Origin of the sequence: Nonomuraea fuscirosea, from assembly GCF_003001935.1 — a bacterium.
Taxonomy (GTDB): Bacteria; Actinomycetota; Actinomycetes; order Streptosporangiales; family Streptosporangiaceae; genus Nonomuraea; species Nonomuraea fuscirosea.
Genome location: NZ_PVNG01000020.1, coordinates 113,163 through 127,276, shown reverse-complemented (window position 1 = coordinate 127,276; position 14,114 = coordinate 113,163). Strand labels below are relative to the sequence as shown.

At 70.7% G+C, this 14,114-nt stretch carries 14 protein-coding genes; 8 read left to right on the top strand and 6 right to left on the bottom strand.

From position 1 onward, the window contains the following. Window positions 1–10 precede the first annotated feature (10 nt). The 3 genes from B0I32_RS38735 (at window position 11) to B0I32_RS38730 (ending at window position 1,721) form a co-directional block, all read left to right on the top strand. Window positions 11–682, top strand: a complete 672-nt coding sequence (locus tag B0I32_RS38735) for a DUF4230 domain-containing protein (protein WP_106248213.1) — start codon at window positions 11–13, stop codon at window positions 680–682. Between the two features lie 149 nt (window positions 683–831). Continuing rightward, entirely contained in the window at window positions 832–984 is a 153-nt protein-coding gene (locus B0I32_RS58180; protein WP_181308268.1) for a hypothetical protein, read from the top strand. A gap of 251 nt (window positions 985–1,235) precedes the next feature. Then, entirely contained in the window at window positions 1,236–1,721 is a 486-nt protein-coding gene (locus B0I32_RS38730) for a hypothetical protein (protein ID WP_106248211.1), read from the top strand. Between the two features lie 46 nt (window positions 1,722–1,767). On the opposite strand, the gene B0I32_RS38725 is transcribed toward B0I32_RS38730, so the two are convergent. Further along, a complete protein-coding gene (locus B0I32_RS38725; protein WP_106248209.1) occupies window positions 1,768–2,955 on the bottom strand; it encodes an acetyl-CoA C-acetyltransferase in 1,188 nt (395 codons plus the stop codon). Window positions 2,956–3,040: 85 nt separating this feature from the next. Here B0I32_RS38725 and mce point away from each other — a divergent pair, with 85 nt between their 5' ends. From mce to B0I32_RS38710, 3 genes are all read left to right on the top strand, one after another. Then, a complete protein-coding gene (mce, locus tag B0I32_RS38720) occupies window positions 3,041–3,463 on the top strand; it encodes a methylmalonyl-CoA epimerase (RefSeq protein WP_106248208.1) in 423 nt (140 codons plus the stop codon). Window positions 3,464–3,667: 204 nt separating this feature from the next. Beyond that, window positions 3,668–4,972 (top strand): DivIVA domain-containing protein, encoded by a 1,305-nt coding sequence (locus B0I32_RS38715; RefSeq protein WP_106248206.1) that lies wholly within the window; start codon window positions 3,668–3,670, stop codon window positions 4,970–4,972. Between the two features lie 142 nt (window positions 4,973–5,114). Next, window positions 5,115–6,311 carry an AI-2E family transporter gene (locus B0I32_RS38710; protein ID WP_245956297.1) on the top strand — a complete coding sequence of 399 codons (1,197 nt, stop codon included), beginning with the start codon at window positions 5,115–5,117 and terminating at the stop codon, window positions 6,309–6,311. 135 nt (window positions 6,312–6,446) lie between these two features. Here B0I32_RS38710 and B0I32_RS38705 read toward each other — a convergent pair whose 3' ends face one another. After that, window positions 6,447–7,196: an alpha/beta fold hydrolase gene (locus B0I32_RS38705; RefSeq protein ID WP_281262651.1), complete on the bottom strand. Its 750-nt coding sequence runs from the start codon at window positions 7,194–7,196 to the stop codon at window positions 6,447–6,449. A 253-nt stretch (window positions 7,197–7,449) separates the two neighbouring features. On the opposite strand from B0I32_RS38705, the gene B0I32_RS38700 reads away from it, so the two are divergent. Beyond that, entirely contained in the window at window positions 7,450–7,899 is a 450-nt protein-coding gene (locus B0I32_RS38700) for a CAP domain-containing protein (RefSeq protein WP_146178476.1), read from the top strand. 50 nt (window positions 7,900–7,949) lie between these two features. Here the strand turns inward: B0I32_RS38700 and B0I32_RS38695 are convergent, their stop codons facing one another. The 4 genes from B0I32_RS38695 to B0I32_RS38680 all read right to left on the bottom strand — a co-directional run bounded on the left by B0I32_RS38695 (window position 7,950) and on the right by B0I32_RS38680 (window position 13,326). Continuing rightward, window positions 7,950–8,708 carry an SDR family NAD(P)-dependent oxidoreductase gene (locus B0I32_RS38695; RefSeq protein ID WP_106248203.1) on the bottom strand — a complete coding sequence of 253 codons (759 nt, stop codon included), beginning with the start codon at window positions 8,706–8,708 and terminating at the stop codon, window positions 7,950–7,952. A 183-nt stretch (window positions 8,709–8,891) separates the two neighbouring features. Further along, the gene (locus B0I32_RS38690) at window positions 8,892–12,146 is read right to left on the bottom strand and encodes a LamG-like jellyroll fold domain-containing protein (protein ID WP_106248201.1); all 3,255 of its coding nucleotides are present in this window, start codon (window positions 12,144–12,146) and stop codon (window positions 8,892–8,894) included. A gap of 173 nt (window positions 12,147–12,319) precedes the next feature. Next, window positions 12,320–13,024, bottom strand: coding sequence for an alpha/beta hydrolase (locus B0I32_RS38685; protein ID WP_106248389.1), 705 nt, complete (start codon window positions 13,022–13,024; stop codon window positions 12,320–12,322). An 11-nt stretch (window positions 13,025–13,035) separates the two neighbouring features. Continuing rightward, window positions 13,036–13,326 carry an ATP/GTP-binding protein gene (locus tag B0I32_RS38680; protein WP_106248199.1) on the bottom strand — a complete coding sequence of 97 codons (291 nt, stop codon included), beginning with the start codon at window positions 13,324–13,326 and terminating at the stop codon, window positions 13,036–13,038. Window positions 13,327–13,417: 91 nt separating this feature from the next. Here B0I32_RS38680 and nucS point away from each other — a divergent pair, with 91 nt between their 5' ends. Continuing rightward, window positions 13,418–14,080: an endonuclease NucS gene (nucS, locus tag B0I32_RS38675; protein WP_106248198.1), complete on the top strand. Its 663-nt coding sequence runs from the start codon at window positions 13,418–13,420 to the stop codon at window positions 14,078–14,080. Window positions 14,081–14,114: the final 34 nt, after the last annotated feature.

Here is a 14,114-nt window from a genome sequence, read left to right as displayed (position 1 = left end):
TCATGCTCGCATGACGACTTCGCGAACGACGCTGCCCGAGGCGAGCCCCGGGCGGCGTCGCCGATGGCGATATGTGGCGGGCCTGCTGGTCCTCGCCGTGTTACTGGTGGTCGGCGGCCGCCTGGCCTGGTCCTGGCTCAACCCGCTCGGCGAGCGGAGCATCGACCGCAGCCAGCCGGTGCTGCTGCAGTCCATCAAGGACATGAGCAGGTTCGAGGCCGCGACCGGCACCTTCCAGGTGGTCGTGGACCTGGAGAAGGACGCCAACTTCCTGCCCGACGCGGTCAAGGGCACGCGCACGCTGTTCGTCGGCGCGGGCGGGGTCGACGCCTACGTCGACTTCTCCGCCATCGCGGCCGACGGCGTGACGGTGTCGCAGGACCGTACCGAGGCGACCATCCGCCTGCCGCGCGCCCAGTTGGAGAAGCCCAACCTCGACAACAGCCGCTCGTACGTGTTCGCGCAGCAGCGCGGCCTGCTCGACCGGGTCCAGGACTTCCTGTCCGGCTCGCCGGGTGACCAGCGGGAGCTCTATCTGCTGGCCGAGAAGAAGATTACCGAGGCGGCGGTGGCGAGCGACCTGCGGGCCAGGGCGGACGCCAACACCAAGGCGATGCTGACGGGCATGCTCAAGTCGCTCGGCTTCTCGAAGGTGACGGTCAAGTTCACCGACGAGGCTTAGCCGCCTCACCCATGCCTTAGGGACGCGGTGAGCCGTCCTAGGTATCTCCTCAGCGTGCCCGTGCCGAGAGATAAGGCATACGCCCGATGTGTCACCAGGGGCCTTAGGCCGAGTCTTGAGAGTGCGGGAAAACGAACAAGGAGAACACCGTGAACGCCGAACTCGAATACAGCATCATGCAGCACCACGCCTCCGAGCTGCGGCAGGCCGCCGCGGAGCACCGCCGCGCCCGTCAGGCGCGCAGGGGCGACCCGACCGAGCGCCGTCACCGCTCGGTCATCGCCCGGCTCTTCGCCTCATGACCGCCCACAAGCAGCCCGGCCGCAACCTCCCTCGCGGCCGGGCTGAGGCGCCTCCTTAGGGGGCGTCGGCGCTCGCGACCCGAATTCCTGGTCAGGTCGCGGTGCCACATGCACGAAGCCCCGGTCCATTCCTGGTTGGGCCGGGGCATCGTGCTGTCTTCAGGCCGCATGAACGTCCGCCCATGGCGTCGGGCCTGTCCGGTCGTGGGATTTCGCTTGTGGGGCCTGGTCGCCGGGGTGATGATGCCCGTATGCGCAAGCAGATGCTGGTCTGGGGCGGGGCCGTGGTCGCGGTGGCCGCCGTCGTGGCGCTGGCCGTCCACCTCGCCCGGGTGGGGCTGGACGACGCCGACAAGCTGGCCAGCGTGATCGGGCTGTTCGTGGCGCTGGCCGGGCTGGGCGTCTCGATCCGCGGGCTGACCGGCGGGCGGCGGGGCGACGACCCGTCCGCACCGCCACCGCCCGCGCCGGACGTCGCGGCCTCGGGATCGGCCGCGTCGGCGCCCGTACCGGATGGCGCGACGTCGCAGCCGGACGTGCCGGCGGCGCAGCCGGACGGGTCGGCGCCCGAGCCCGGTGTCTCGGCGCCGGGGGCGAGGTCGGTCGCCGTCGGCGGCGACAACTCGGGGATCATCAGCACGGGCGACGGTACGACCAACGTGCGGATGCGCGCGGAGGCGTCCGGGCAAGGCCGCGTCTACCAGGCGGGCGGCGACCAGACGATCAACGAGAAGTAGGGCCGCGCGCGGCACGACCCAGGACGCCGGGAAGTGCCGCCGTGCGTCAGGACTTGGGGACGCTGATGAGCAGGGCGTCGCCCTGACCGCCGCCGCCGCACAGCCCCGCCGCGCCCAGGCCGCCGCCCCGGCGCCTGAGCTCGTACGCCAGCGTCAGCACGATCCGCGCCCCCGACGCCCCGATGGGGTGCCCCAGGGCGATGCCGCCGCCGTTGACGTTGACGATGTCGAGCGGCACGCCGAGCTCCTTGGCCGACTGGACGACCACGCTGGCGAAGGCCTCGTTGATCTCCACCAGGTCGAGGTCACCGGCCGTGACGCCCTGCTTGGCCATGGCCTGCTTGATGGCGTTGGCCGGCTGGGACTGCAGGGAGGCGTCGGGCCCGGCCACGTTGCCGTGGCGGCCGATCTCGGCCAGCCAGGGCAGGCCCAGCTCCTCGGCCTTGGACCTGGACATGACGACCACCGCGCAGGCGCCGTCGGAGATCTGGGAGGCCGAGCCGGCCGTGATGGTGCCGTCGGCGGCGAAGGCGGGGCGCAGCTTGGCGAGGGTCTGCGCGGTCGTGTCGCCGCGTACGCCCTCGTCCTCCTTGACGATCACCGGCTCCCCGCGCCGCTGCGGGATCTGCACCGGGACGATCTCGTCCTCGAAGACCCCGTTCTTCATGGCCGCGGCGGCGAGCTGGTGGGAGCGGGCCGACAGGGAGTCCTGCTCCTCGCGGCCGATGCCGAGCCGGGTGTTGTGCCGCTCGGTGGACTCCCCCATCGCGCACTGGTCGAACGCGCAGAACAGGCCGTCGTGGGCCATCGAGTCGACGACCTGGGAGCCGCCGTACTTGACTCCTTTGCGCAGCCCTGGCAGCAGGTGGGGGGCGTTGGTCATGGACTCCATGCCGCCGGCCACCACGATGTCGAACTCGCCCGCCCTGATGAGCTGGTCGGCCAGGGCGATGGCGTCGAGGCCCGACAGGCACACCTTGTTGATGGTGACGGACGGGACGGTCATGGGGATGCCGGCGTTGACGGCGGCCTGACGGGAGGGGATCTGCCCGGCTCCGGCCTGGAGGACCTGGCCCATGATGACGTATTCGACGGATTCGGGCGCGACCCCGGCACGCTCCAGAGCGGCCTTGATGGCGACGCCGCCGAGCTCGACGGCCGACAGTCCGGACAGGGAGCCGAGCAGTTTGCCGATGGGGGTGCGAGCTCCGGCGACGATGACGGAACTGGACATGACAACGGCCTCCTGTGCTCGCGCGTCCGGTCTTTGACACCATACCCACGAGTACGCCGTCGCTCGCCATGGAGGTAGGCCACACATGTTCATGCGGATCGACCACATCGGGATCGCCTGCCGCGATCTCGAGGAGAAGATCGAGCTCTTCTCGAGGACGTTCGAGCTGACGGTCGTGGCGCGGGAGGTGAACGAGGAGCAGGGCGTCAAGGAGGCCATGCTGCACATCGCCGACGGCGACGGTGGGGGCTCCTACATTCAGCTCCTTGAGCCTCTCTCCGACGACTCACCTGTGGGAAAATTCCTGGCTAAGCGGGGCGAGGGCGTCCATCATGTGGCGTTCGGGGTGCCCGATGTCGCGGAGGCCATGACCACGATCGGCGAGAAAGGTGTGAGGCTGCTGGACGAACGCCCCCGGCACGGGTCGATGGGCTCGCGGATCGCGTTTCTGCACCCCAAGGATGTAGGCGGAATGCTGACCGAGCTAGTCGAAGCCCCCAAACCCTGACAAATCACCACAAAACGCAAAAAACGTTCATATGTAACTAGTCACGCAGAAAGTTGGACGGGGCTTCGCACGCGGCACCAGCGGAGTACGCTTGACCTTCCACCGGACATGGGGCCTGCCGAGAGGCACAGGCTCCTGGTACGGATGCCCCGAACCCCCCGTCCGGCCCGTGTAGCCGTCTCGACAACCCAGGATCGAGCCTCCATGCAGTCCGACATCGACGCCCAGCTCAACAACTTCTTCGAGGACGCCCCAGCCCGCGAGTTCGACGTGGTGCTCCGTGGTTACGACCGGCACCAGGTCCATGATCATCTCAAGCAGCTCGACGGGGAGCTGCGGCAGGCCCGCGAGCAGGTCGTCGGCCTCCAGCGTGATCTGTCCGACTCCCAGCGCCAGTTGCAGGAGCAGGAGCGCCCCACCTACTCCGGTCTCGGCGCCCGGATCGAGCAGTTGCTCCGGCTGGCCGAGGAACAGGCGACCGAGCTCGTCCAGGCCGCCAGGTCCGAGGCCAACGAGATCAAGGCCGCGGCCAAGGTCGAGGCCGCCGACCTGCGCGCCGCCGCCGAGGCCGAGGCCGCCGAGAAGCGCGCCCAGGCCACCCGCGAGAGCGACGAGATGCGCACGAGCGCCGAGCGGGACGCCGAGGACATCCGCTCGACCGCCCGCCGCGAGGCCGACGAGCTCACCAACACGACCGAGCGCGAGGCCGCCAAGCTGCGCGCCACGGCCGATCACGAGGTGGCCGAGAAGCGCGCCGACGCCGAGCGCGAGATCGCCAAGCTCCGCACCACCACCGAGCGCGAGGTCGCGCAGCTGCGCGCCTCGACCAAGCGCGAGCGCGACGAGGTGCTGACGACGGCCAAGCGTCAGGCCGACGAGATGCGCGCGCAGGCGCAGCGGGTGCTGGAGGAGTCGGAGGCCAAGCGGGCGCAGGACGAGGCGGAGTTCGAGATCCAGCTCGCCGCCCGCCGCGAGGAGGCCGAGCGCCAGGAGGCCGAGCGCCACGCCACCGCGCAGGCCGCCACGCAGAAGCTGGTCGCCGAGGCCGAGCAGCGCGCCGCCACGGCCGAGTCGCGGGCCACGAAGGCCACGCAGCAGGCCGAGCAGACCCGCCGCGAGGCCGACCTGCACGCCAAGCAGCTCGTCGCCAACGCCCGCAAGAGCTCCGAGACGATCGTGGCCGAGGCCAAGTCGAGCGCGGAGACCATCGTCACCGAGGCGAAGAACGAAGCCGAGCGCACCCGTACGGCGATGCAGCGCCAGGTCGACGAGCTCACCCGCCAGCGCGACAGCATCACCAGCCACCTGGCTCAGCTCCGCCAGCTCCTCGGCGGCGCCGCCCTGCCGGGCATGGAGCCGGAGCCCGCGGTCGCCGCGGCCGCGCCGAAGCCCGCGCTCGCCGCACCCACGCCCGAGCCTCCGGCTCCGGCGCCCGCGCCGGCCGCCACGCCGGCGCCCAAGGCGACGGCCGCCAAGTCCGAGGACGACTCGGAGTGGTGGCAGGAGTAACGCCGACGGACACGCACGGGGGCTGAAAGACGGCTGAGAGAGCCTGGCGATCGAATGGTCGCTAGGCTCTCTCTTTGCCGCCGGGCATGTACGAACCGATTCCGGTCCGTCATCCTCTGTCGTCGACCCCCTTGGAGTCCCCTTGTCCGCAGACGTCGAGTCCACGGCCGAGCAGGAAAAGACCGAGCTCCCCCAGCCGCCCGAGGACAGGGCGCCCGAGGACAGGGCGCCGGAGGAACAGCCGGCCGGGGAACCGGTGTCCAGGCGGGCGGTCAAGGGCGAGGAGGGCGGGCAGCCGTACGGACTGCCCGGCAAGCCGTTCGCCCGCGGCCCGTTCCTGTTCGGCCTGGTCGGCGGGCTGGGCGTGCTGACGGCGATCGCGATCGCGCAGATGGTGGTCGCCTCGCTGAGCACGATCGTGCTGGTCGTGGTGGCGATGTTCCTGGCCGTCGGGCTCAACCCGGCCGTCGAGTCCCTGCAGCGCAGAGGGGTGACCAGGCGGGGCGCGATCACGATCGTGTTCGCCGGGGTCATCGTCGCGTTCGTGCTGTTCGGGCTGGCCATCGTGCCGCCGGTGAGCAAGCAGCTCACGGAGTTCGTCAACGCGGTGCCCGGCTACATCACCGAGCTGAGCAACCATCCGACGCTGCGCCAGCTCGACGCCGACTACCAGATCCTCCCGCAGCTGCGCACGTTCGTGACGAGCACGCTCGGGCCGTCACTGGCGACCGGCATCATGGGCGCGGGGCTGGTGGTGCTCAACGGCGTGTTCACCACGGTGACGCTGCTGGTGCTCATGCTGTACTTCCTCGGCTCGCTGCACACGATCAAGGACTACCTGCTCAAGCTGGTCCCGGCCTCGCGCCGGCCGCGTACGCGGGCGATCAGCGAGGAGATCCTCGGCGGCATCGGCGGCTACGTGGCGGGCAACGTGCTGATCTCCGTCATCGCGGGCGTGCTGACCTGGATCTTCCTGTCCATCGCCGGTGTCCAGTACGCGCTCGCGCTTGCTCTCGTGGTCGCGCTGACGGACCTGATCCCGCTGGTGGGCGCCACGATCGGCGCGGTGCTCGTGACCGGCGTGGCGCTGCTGGAGTCGCTGCCCGCCGGGATCGCGTGCGCGATCTTCTTCGTGATCTACCAGCAGATCGAGAACTACTTCATCTATCCCCGGGTGATGAAACGCTCGGTGGACGTGACTCCGGCGGTGACCGTGATCGCCGCGCTGTTCGGCGGCGCGCTGCTCGGCATCGTGGGCGCCCTGCTGGCCATCCCGGTGGCGGCGGCGATCTCGTTGATCATCCGCGAGATCGTGCTGCCACGCCAGGACCACGCCTGAAGCTTCTCCCCGCCCAGAACCCCCGCGCTCAGCGCCCGAGCCTCGCGATGACGTGGGTGCCCCGCGCTCAGCGCCCGAACCTGCGCTCTGTCCGCACCTGCGCTCTGTCCGCGCCGCCCCCGCCGGGCCTCGCGTTCAGCGTCCGGGGCCGGTGGCGCCCAGCTCGGTGCGCAGGAACTCGGTCACCGCCGCGTTGAACGCCTCCGGCTGCTCGACCGCGCTGAGGTGGCCGGCCTTGGGGATGATCTCCAGCTTGCCCTCGGGCACCGCGCGTACCATGGCGTCGGCGTCGGCGGGCGGTGAGAGCTCGTCCTCCTCGCCCACGATGATCAGCAGCGGGACCTTGAGCGCGCTCAGCGTCTCGAACGAGTCGGGACGCGCGGCCATGGCCCGTTGCGCCCAGGCCACCGCGCCCGGCGGGGCCGACTGCACCAGCCCCTTGACCCGGCCGAACACCATGGCCCGCCGCTCCTTGGTGGTCTGGCCGATGAGCGCCGGAAGCACCTCGCTGACCAGTACGTCGCTGCCCTCCGACAGCACGGCCCGCGCGATGCGTTCCCTGTTGTCCCTGGCCGGCGGCGGGTCGGGAGTGGCCTTGGTGTCGGCCAGGATCACGCCGAGCACCCGGTCGGGGTGGCGGCGGCAGAAGGCCATGGTCACGTAGCCGCCCATCGACAGCCCGCCGACCACCGCCCTGTCGATGCCCTCCTCGTCGAGCAGCCTGGCGACGTCGTCGGCCATCAGGTCGATCGACGGATCATCCTCGCCCAGCCGCGACCCGCCGAAGCCGCGCAGGTCAGGAGTGATGACCCGGCAGACCCTGGCCAGCCCTTCCCGCTGGGCCAGCCACATGGCCGACGAGAGCGGGAACGCGTGAAGCAGCACAACCGGGAGCCCGGTCCCGGCAGATCTCGTGTAGAGCTGCACGGACCACACGGTAACGCGGTTCACGGGAACAATCACTCAATGACGTATGCCGATATCCCCCGACAGTCCTGACCGCTTCTCCGATAACGCATCCCCGAAGCCCCGCCCCGAAAATGCCGGCGACTTATACAACATTGCCTGACCTGGCATTTCCGCGCACAATCCAGACACGGATCCAGACCCGGATACCGTGCACCCCGAGGTGACGAGCATGGCAGGCACCGGAACCACAGGCACCCGTCCCGCCCTCCCCGACGCCACCAACGGCGCCTTCCTGCTTCAGGCGCTGAGCGAGGCGAACGCCCACCGCGCCGCGCACGGCGCGCCGCCCCTGGTGATGGACCCGCTGCTGGTCGAGTACGCCAAGACCAGGGCGGCCGGCCTCTCCCGGCACGAAGGACTGCGGGCCGGGCACGAGGGTCTGCGCGCGGGCACCGGCGAGAGCGTGTTCTGGAGCGAGGGCGAGGAGATGCGCGGCGCCGCCGACGCGGTGGCCTCCTGGTACGACGGCCGCGAGGAGCGCGACGATCTCGACCGGCTGCTCCGCCGAGCCTGCACGGCCATGGGCGCGGCCCGCGTGTCCGGCCAGGGGCCGAAGGCGTGCGAGACGTACATCGTCTTCGTGTTCGAACCCCTGGGCGACGACCCGCCTCCCGGCTGACCCCCGGCGACGACGCGACGCGCGCCCGCCCCCGAGCGACGTCCGCCTGATCAGACGGCGGTGGCGCCGCCGTCCACGAACAGCACCTGCCCGGTCATGTACGCCGACGCCGGACTGGCCAGGAAGACGGCCGGCTGCGCCATCTCCTCCGCGCTCCCCCAGCGCCGCATGGGCACGTTCGCCACCGTGGCGGCGGAGGAGGTCTCGTTCTCCCAGAGGTTGCGGTTGAGGTCGGTGGCCGTCCAGCCGGGGCACAGGGCGTTGACCCGCACACCCGCCCCCGCCCACTCCACGGCCAGCGTCTTGGTCAGCGCCACCAGCCCGGCCTTGGCGGCGGCGTACGGGGCCAGGAAGGGCGCGCCGAGCGCCGCCACGGACGCCACGTTGATGACGACCCCGCCGCCCCGCCCGAGCAGGTGCGGCGCGACCGCGTGGCAGACCGCCATGGCGGAGTCGAGGTTGAGCCGCATCAGCTTGTCCCAGCCCGACAGCCGCAGGTCCTTGAACTCGACCAGGAAGTTCGACCCGCCGGCGTTGTTGACCACGATGTCGAGGTGCCCGAGCGCGTCGATCGCCGCCGCCACGGCGCCCGCCGCGGCCTCGCGGTCGGTGAGGTCGGCGGGGATGACGACCGCGCGCCGGCCGAGCGCCTCGACCTCCTTGCCGACCCCGGCCAGGAGCTCGGCCGAGCGGGACACGAGCGCCACGTCGGCCCCCGCCTCCGCGTACGCGAGCGCGATGGCCCGCCCGATCCCCTTCGACGCCCCGGTGACCAGAGCCTGCTTCCCGCTGAGATCGAACGCGCCCACGCCGCCTCCTCTGACGACCGCCCCAGAACCGAACAAGATTCTAATGACACCAGACCCTGGAACGCCACCGGCGCGGAGCCGCGAGGACTCCACGCCGGGGATGGACGGCCAAGTGGCGTCCGGGAAGGCTCCACGCCGGGATGGATCACCCGGGCGGAGCCGCGAGGGGCTCCGCCCGATGGATCACTGGGCGGCCAGCTGGGCGATCTGCTCGGCGCTCAGCACACCGTCATAGGTACGGACGTCGTCCACGGTCCCCGGCCAGTAGCCGGTGAAGGCCCCAGCGGCCTTGGTCCGGCCGAGTTGCAGCGGCCCGGTGGCGTTCCAGGCGCTCAGGTGGTCGGTGATCGTGCTGGTGGACAGGCGGCCGTTGACGTAGATGCGCAACTCGCCCGCCAGCGGGTCGTACACGCCGGCCACATGAGTCCACTCCAGCGCGTTCGGGATGGCGTCGGAGCGGGTGCGGACGAGAGCGGCCGTGTCGGTGTCGGCGGCGGCCATCCCGAGGGTCCACCTGCCCTGCTCCTTGTCGAAGCCGAGCTGGAACCCGGCCGCCCGGCTGCCCGGCTGGGCCACGGCCGCGGTGTCGCGGGTGGGCAGGTAGTCGAGCTGCGTCCACGCGGTGACGGTGAAGCCGTTCCTGGTGTTGACCGCGGGAGCGGTCGTCTGGGCGAAACCATTGACGCCGTCGAGCGCCAGTCCTCCGTCCAGCCAGCCGGACGTCCACGAGGCGGCTCCGGACAACGTCGCCGCGCCGGCGCGGCCCGAGGAGTCGGCCGCCGAGGTGCCGGACTCCTCGTCCAGGCGCCAGTGGCCGACCAGCGTGGCAGCGCTGTTGACCAGGTCGGCGACCTCGTCGGCGAACATGGCGCGGCCGTAGGCGCGCACCTCGTCGACGTCTCCCTGCCAGTTGTCCGCAGCCGCCCCGCCGACCTTTCCGCGGCCGATCGTCAGGGGGCCCGTGGCGTTCCATGGTTGCGGAACGTCGACCGTGGACTCCGGCCGTCCGTTCACGTAGAGCGAGATCTGGCCGGCCGCGCTGTCGTAGACGCCGGTGAGGTGGGTCCATTCGTTCAGCCGGGGCGCGGCGGCGGACTTGGCCCGCACGGTGGCCGCGCCGTCGGCGTCGGAGCCCGTCACGCTCAGCGCCCACCGGTCGTCGGCCTTGGAGTACTGCAACGCGAACGCGCCCGTCCTGCCGCCCTCCTGGGTGACGGCGGTGGCGGTGGCGCCGTTGCCGCTCAGCCTGGCCCAGGCGGAGACGGTGAAGTTGCGGCTGGTGTCGATGACGGGGCGGGCGGTCTGGCCGTAGCCGCCGGTCAGCTTCAGCCCGCCTCCGGTCCTGCCCGACGTCCAGGTGGCCGAGGTCAGGGTGGCGGGATGGGCGCCGGTGGCGTCGGCGGCCACGCTGCCCTGGCCGTCGTTCATCGGCCAGTGGCCGCTGGGACCGCGGCCGGCGTTGATGTTGAAGACGTAGGTGCGGATGGGGCCGAGCTGGCCCGCGCGGTCCTTGCTGCGCACGACGAGCACGTTGGGGCCGTCGTGGCGCGGGGTCAGCGCGATCGTGGCCGTGCCGTCCTGGCCGGCCGCCACCTCCGTCTTGGGCGTGGTGTCCAGGCCCCAGACGTAGGAGGTCACGTCGGTGATCCCGTTCGGGCCGAACGCGAAGGTGCCGGGCAGGCCGACGCCGTCGCTCCAGCCGTTCTCCGTGAAGGTGGGCGAGGAGACCAGGGGCTCGCGGCCGGGGGCGGTGGCGTCCACGGTGGCCTCGCACCAGGGGCTCCACGCGCTGCTGGCCTTGCCGTCCTCGGCCCGCACACGCCAGCGGATCAGCTGGCCGTCGGCGTACAGGGTGGTCGGGATCGACGCGGAGAAGGCGGTGCCGGTGGAGCCGAGCGGCGTGACGTACTCGCCGATCTTGGTGCCGTCGGCGTTGTACCACTCGAAGCGGCCCTTGACCGAGTTGTCGGCGTCCTTCAGCTTCGCCCACAGTTTGGGCGCCTGCGTGCTGATGACCGGCCGGTCGTCACCCGAGACGCAGGGGCCGCCCGGGTCGGACCACACGTCGGCGGCCACGGGGACGGTCGGCAGCGAGTTGTACTCGATGACCAGGCTCGGGTTGTTCTTGAACTTCTTCCAGGCGTAGACGTCGGTCTCGCTGGTGGCCCGCAGGCCGATGGTGACGTTCGCCCAGTTCTTGGCGGCGGCGTCCACGACCTGCGGGGTGACGTCGAACTCGACGCCGCCGGGCAGGCAGGACGCGCCCCAGCCCTTGGCCACGTTCACGGTGGAGAGCTTGGTGACCCAGGCGGGCTGCTTGTTCCAGGTCGTGCTCTTGCTGATCGTGTTGGTCGCCCACGCCTCGACCTTGCGGGCACTGCACGAGTACGACCACGTCTCGTACGTCCGCAGCGTGGCCTTGATGATCTGCTTGCCGTGGATCGTGGAGCCCGTGTTCATCTGGTAGAACGTGCGGTTCTTCTGCGACTCCACGTGCCCCACCCGGGCGACGTCGCTGGAGTTGAGGTAGTTGGAGTTGGGCCAGTTGCTCCAGACCGCGGTCCAGGCGTTGCGCGCGGCCGAGAAGTAGGGGTCGAGGTAGACGGGGAACTTCGTCTTCGGGTCCGTCATCATCTCGCGGTCGGGCTTGAGCCGCAGTTGCCTGCCTGACAGCTCCACGCCCATCGTGGCCTCGCGGGCCTCGGGCGAGCGGCCCTCCTTGAGCGCCTGCGGGCTGGAGATCCCCTCGGAGTCCCACATCTTGGGGGTGGGGGCGATGAAGATCGTGCCCTCGTTCTTGTCGGTGGCCTCCAGGTTGCCCGCCTTGTCCGACTCCAGCGTCAGGCCGGTCGCGGACAGCGGGAAGTTCAGCTCGGTCAGCTTCGCCGCGGCGTCCCTGTCCTTGACCACGAGGACGTGCGAGAAGCCGTCCACGTCGGCGGTGACCTGGAGGTCCACGCCCGGCATGACCTCGGCGTAGGTGGCGGTGTCGCCCTTGAGCGTCGGGGTGGGCAGCGTGCCCGTCCAGCCGAGCTGCATCGCCTTGGCGCCGCGCGACAGGCGGGCGAGCGGGGCAGATCCGCCGCCGGAGAAGGTCAGGCCGACCGCCGTGGCCACCGGTTCGACGGCGCCGTCGGGGCGCAGGCGCAGCGTGGTGTCCACGGGCACCCAGCGGTCGTCCTTGCGCACGCGGATGGGCCTGACGTTCAGCTCCATGGACAGCGTGCCGTCGGGCTTGGCGAAGACCGTGCGGGTCTCGCTGCGCATCGACTCGATCTCGACCGGCCGGCCGGCGCCGCGCGCCTGGGCGACCGCGGCCACCTCCCGGTCGGGAGGTGGCTGCGTCGTCTGTGGTCGTTCCTCCGCCACCACCGGCCGCACCACCGCCAGGGTGGTGAGGGATAACGCCGCCGCGACCAGTCCATGCACGACCCGCATACGTGACCACCCAAGCTGAGCAGGAGCATTACGCGCGAGCAGCGCTCACCCGGCGTCTCCACGATCTTCGGTTGACGATCGGATTCTCACCCTGGGCGGAGGCGGAGGTCCAGAGTTTTGTGCATTGTGCTCAAAATATCTTTCATGTCCGGAACCCGGCAGGGAGATAACCGTCAGACCTCGGTCGGGAGCGGATGAGCGGCCGGATTGACCCGCTTGACGATCTCGTCGAGGGCGATGCGCACGTACGGTTCACCGACCCAGAGGTGCTTGGCGCCCTCCACCCCGATCACCTCGGCCTGCGGAACCCGGGCGAACCGGGTGCGCGCCTCCTCCGGCCGCAGGTAGTCGTCGAACTCCGGCACCAGCGCCACCAGCGGCCGGCCGAAACGGGCCCAGGCGTCCAGATCGGCGTCCTTGGCCCTGTGCAGCGGCGGCGAGAGCAGGATCGCGCCCTCCACCAGCGGGTCGTGCGCCCACTTCAGCGCCAGCTCGGTGCCGAACGACCAGCCGACCACCCACACGTGCGGCAGGTCGTGGTATTCGGCGTATTCCAGCGCCGCGACCACGTCGAACCGCTCACCCTCGCCCCCGTCGAACTCCCCCTGCGAGGTGCCCCTGTCGGAGGAGGTGCCGCGGGTGTTGAAGCGCAGCACGGCCAGGTCGGCGAGCGCGGGCAGCCGGTTGGCGGCCTTCTTGTAGACGTGGCTGTCCATGAACCCGCCGTGGGTGGGCAGCGGGTGCAGGGTCACCAGCGTGGCGACCGGGGGGCGGTCGAGCGGCTGAGCCAGCTCGCCGACCAAAGTCAATCCGTCGCCCGTGTGCAGTTCGATCGGCTCGCGCCGGGCGGGCAGCACGGTCGCCGCGCGAATCTCCACCATGGATCCCTTCAGTAGCGGCTGCGGCCGGGGCCGCGGTCGAGTCTCTTACGCCAGCAGGTCTGGTGCCAGTGTCGGCGCTCCTCGTCGCCGCCCGGCCAGTTGGGCCAGGCCACCACGTGCGGCTGGCCGCTGCGGATCTCCTGGTCGCAACCGGGGCAGCGGTAGTTCTTGGCGGAGGAGGCGCCGGTGAGCATACGGACTTTCCACTCGCCGTCGGGCCACTCCTCCACCTTGTCCAGGCCGGTCGGGAAACCGAAGGGACGGGAGGACTCCCTGCGGCGGGCGCGGCGGGGGCTCATCGCGGACTCATCGTGGAAGGAGCCCAGCCGTAGGTCTCACCCGTTCAAACGCCATGCGTCCAGTTTTCCAGAGGCACTAAGGTGGATGGTCATGCGGCTGGTCATCGCGCGCTGCAGCGTGGATTACATCGGACGGCTCACGGCACACCTGCCGATGGCGCCCAGGCTCGTGCTCATCAAGGCGGACGGCAGCGTGAGCATCCACGCCGACGACCGCGCCTTCAAGCCGCTCAACTGGATGAATCCGCCGTGCAAGCTCAAGGAGGACGGCGCCACCTGGACGGTCACCCACGGCAAGACCGGCGAGAAGCTGGTCCTGACCATGGAGGAGGTCCTGCACGACTCCAGCCACGAGCTGGGGGTGGACCCGGGGCTGATCAAGGACGGCGTGGAGGCCCACCTGCAGGAGCTGCTCGCCGAGCACATCACGACGCTGGGCGACGGCTACTCGCTCATCCGCCGCGAATACATGACGGCGATCGGCCCGGTCGACATCCTGTGCCGGGACGCCTCGGGCGCGACGGTGGCGGTGGAGATCAAGCGGCGCGGCGAGATCGACGGGGTGGAGCAGCTGACCCGCTATCTGGAGCTGCTCAACCGCGACCCGCTGCTGTCACCGGTGCGCGGGGTCTTCGCGGCCCAGGAGATCAAGCCCCAGGCCCGCGTGCTCGCCACCGACCGCGGCATCTCCTGCCACACGCTCGACTACGACGCTCTCCGCGGCATCGAACCCGAGAATCCCACCCTCTTCTGATCTTTTACGGCTCCGCGGCGGCCGGCCTTCCGCC

Coding starts and splice junctions, on each gene's coding strand:
- B0I32_RS38735 (WP_106248213.1), top strand. CDS start 11: ATGACGACTTCGCGAACGACGCTGCCCGAGGCGAGCCCCGGGCGGCGT.
- B0I32_RS38730 (WP_106248211.1), top strand. CDS start 1,236: ATGCGCAAGCAGATGCTGGTCTGGGGCGGGGCCGTGGTCGCGGTGGCC.
- B0I32_RS38725 (WP_106248209.1), bottom strand. CDS start 2,955: ATGTCCAGTTCCGTCATCGTCGCCGGAGCTCGCACCCCCATCGGCAAA.
- mce (WP_106248208.1), top strand. CDS start 3,041: ATGTTCATGCGGATCGACCACATCGGGATCGCCTGCCGCGATCTCGAG.
- B0I32_RS38715 (WP_106248206.1), top strand. CDS start 3,668: ATGCAGTCCGACATCGACGCCCAGCTCAACAACTTCTTCGAGGACGCC.
- B0I32_RS38700 (WP_146178476.1), top strand. CDS start 7,450: ATGGCAGGCACCGGAACCACAGGCACCCGTCCCGCCCTCCCCGACGCC.
- B0I32_RS38690 (WP_106248201.1), bottom strand. CDS start 12,146: ATGCGGGTCGTGCATGGACTGGTCGCGGCGGCGTTATCCCTCACCACC.
- B0I32_RS38680 (WP_106248199.1), bottom strand. CDS start 13,326: ATGAGCCCCCGCCGCGCCCGCCGCAGGGAGTCCTCCCGTCCCTTCGGT.
- nucS (WP_106248198.1), top strand. CDS start 13,418: ATGCGGCTGGTCATCGCGCGCTGCAGCGTGGATTACATCGGACGGCTC.